This window comes from Protofrankia sp. CiT1 (genome assembly GCF_917627335.1).
Taxonomy (GTDB): Bacteria; Actinomycetota; Actinomycetes; order Frankiales; family Frankiaceae; genus Protofrankia.
Genome location: NZ_CAKJTP010000228.1, coordinates 2689 through 4929, shown reverse-complemented (window position 1 = coordinate 4929; position 2241 = coordinate 2689). Strand labels below are relative to the sequence as shown.

1 protein-coding gene and 1 pseudogene are annotated in these 2241 nt (G+C 69.7%); both read left to right on the top strand.

Annotated features, from left to right (window positions below; all coding sequences use genetic code 11):
* Positions 1 to 461: pseudogene (locus MJ785_RS20490) on the top strand (hypothetical protein); the annotation flags it as partial.
* Between the two features lie 91 nt (positions 462 to 552).
* A partial coding sequence (locus tag MJ785_RS20485; RefSeq protein ID WP_239382400.1) for a glycosyltransferase family 39 protein occupies positions 553 to 2241 on the top strand: 1689 nt, incomplete at its 3' end.

The following is a 2241-nucleotide window of genomic DNA, read 5'->3' as shown; positions in this document are numbered from 1 at the left end:
GTGCCGCTGTCATGGCCGCAGCTGGTGGGGGGAACAGCGGCAGCCAGACCGTGGACGCCGCCAGTCCCGGCGGGCTTCCCAGCTACGGGCCGGGCCGTGGCCGCTTTCCCGGCGGTGGTGGGTTCGGCGAAGGCGGGATGCCAGGCGACAGGTTCCTGGGCGGGGATCGGTTCCAGGATGGCGACGGCCCGGCGATCGATCTGGAGAAGTTCCAGGCGTGTCTGAAGGACAGGGGCATCACCCTCGACGGTGGCAACGGGCAGCCTCGTCCGGATATGAGGGATTCGAAGGTCCGTGCGGCCTTCCGCCAGTGCATGGTGGACGCCGGGGGAGCAGCCGCGCCAGCCGGCGCTCCCGGTGACGACCAGCCCGGCGACATGGGCGGTCCGGCTGGCGCTGCTTCGGGCACGAGTCCGGCCAAGCCCACGACCTTTGTCGCGTCGGCGGCGACACTCACGTGAGGAAGGCGCCACCGCCGTCGTTACCGCCGCCAGCAGGTGAGCGGATCAGCAGGTGAGCGGATCAGTGGATCAGCGGCAAGGGGAGCACACGATGAGCACGAATGCCGGTGACCTCGACTGGGGGTCGGTCAGACCCGACGTCGACATCCCGGCACGGCGTCGGGAGCCATCACCTGAGGCTCTGGGCGGTAACGTTCACGCGGCGCCGAGCGCCCCCCCGATCCGGCTGCCCCGGCTGTTGCGGGGGCGCGCCGCGGACCCGTGGTGGATACGTCCGGCCCTGCTTGTTCTGCTGGCCGCCACCGCCGCAATCTACCTGTGGGGGCTCGGCGCGTCTGGTAACGCCAACAGCTTCTACGCCGCCGCGGTCCAGGCCGGTACGCGGAGCTGGAAGGCGATGTTCTTCGGCTCGTTCGACTCGTCGAACTTCATCACTGTGGACAAACCACCAGCGTCACTGTGGGTGATGGCTTTGTCCGGAAGGATTTTCGGCTTCAGCGGCTGGAGCATGCTTCTACCGGACGCGCTGGAGGGCGTGGCATCCGTGGGCATCCTCTATCTCACGATCCGCCGCTGGATCGGTCCTCGCGCGGGTCTCGTTGCCGGTGCCGTGCTGGCCCTGACGCCGGTGGCCGTCCTGATGTTCCGATTCAACAACCCGGATGCGCTGCTCACGCTGCTGCTTGTTGTAGCGGCCTACTGCGTGGTGCGTGCGACCGAGACCGGGAGCTACCGCTGGATCGCGCTGACCGGTACCGCGGTCGGCTTCGCTTTCCTGACGAAGATGATGCAGGCGTTCCTGCCGGTGCCGGCGTTCGGGCTTGTCTACCTGGTGGCCGCCCCGACCTCGATCGGCCGGCGGCTGGTGGGGCTCCTGGTCGGCGTCGGCGGTGTGCTTGTCTCCACGGGTTGGTTCGTGGCGGCCGTGGAACTGTGGCCGAAAGGTTCCCGGCCCTACATCGGCGGTTCGACCAACAACAGCTTTCTTGAGCTGACCTTCGGCTACAACGGTCTTGGACGGATCTTCGGCAATGGGGGCGGGGGCGCTCGGGGCGGGGGTGGTGGGCAGCTGCCGGTCGGTATCGCCCAGTACCTGCGGGGGATGCCCGGCGGCGCTGGTGCCGGCGGTGCTGGCCGTGGCGGTGCTGGCCGTGGCGGTCCCGGGGGGATGTTCGGTGGCCCGACCGGCTGGAACCGGATGTTCGACAGCCAGTTCGGTACCCAGATCTCGTGGCTGCTGCCGGCTGCGCTGATCGTCCTGGTGGGCGGGCTGTGGGTCACCCGCCGGGCGGCCCGCACGGACCGCATCCGTGCCGGTCTTCTGTTGTGGGGCGGGTGGACGCTCGTCACCGGCATCGTATTCAGCTATATGAGCGGAATCATCCACCCGTACTACACGATCGCGCTGGCGCCGGGGATCGCCGGCCTTGTCGTTTTCGGCGGTACCGCGCTGTGGCGTGCGCGGGCCTCCCGGGTTTCCCGGACGCTGATGGCGGCGGCTGTCGCGGCCACCGGCGCGTGGTCGTTCATTTTGCTCGACCGCAGCCCTGAGTGGTACCCCGCGCTGCGGTTCGTCGTTGTTGCCGCCGCGGTTCTCGGCGCGCTCGCGTTGCTGGTCGGCCGGCGGCTGTTCGCCGCCGCCGGGGCGGGTGCGGCCGTGGCAGTGGTGATCGCGCTGGGCGCGCCATCGGCTGCCTACGCCCTCGACACCGCCTCAACGCCCCACATGGGCGCGATTCCAACCGCGGGGCCGGCCACTGCCGGCGGTGGTGGGTTTCCC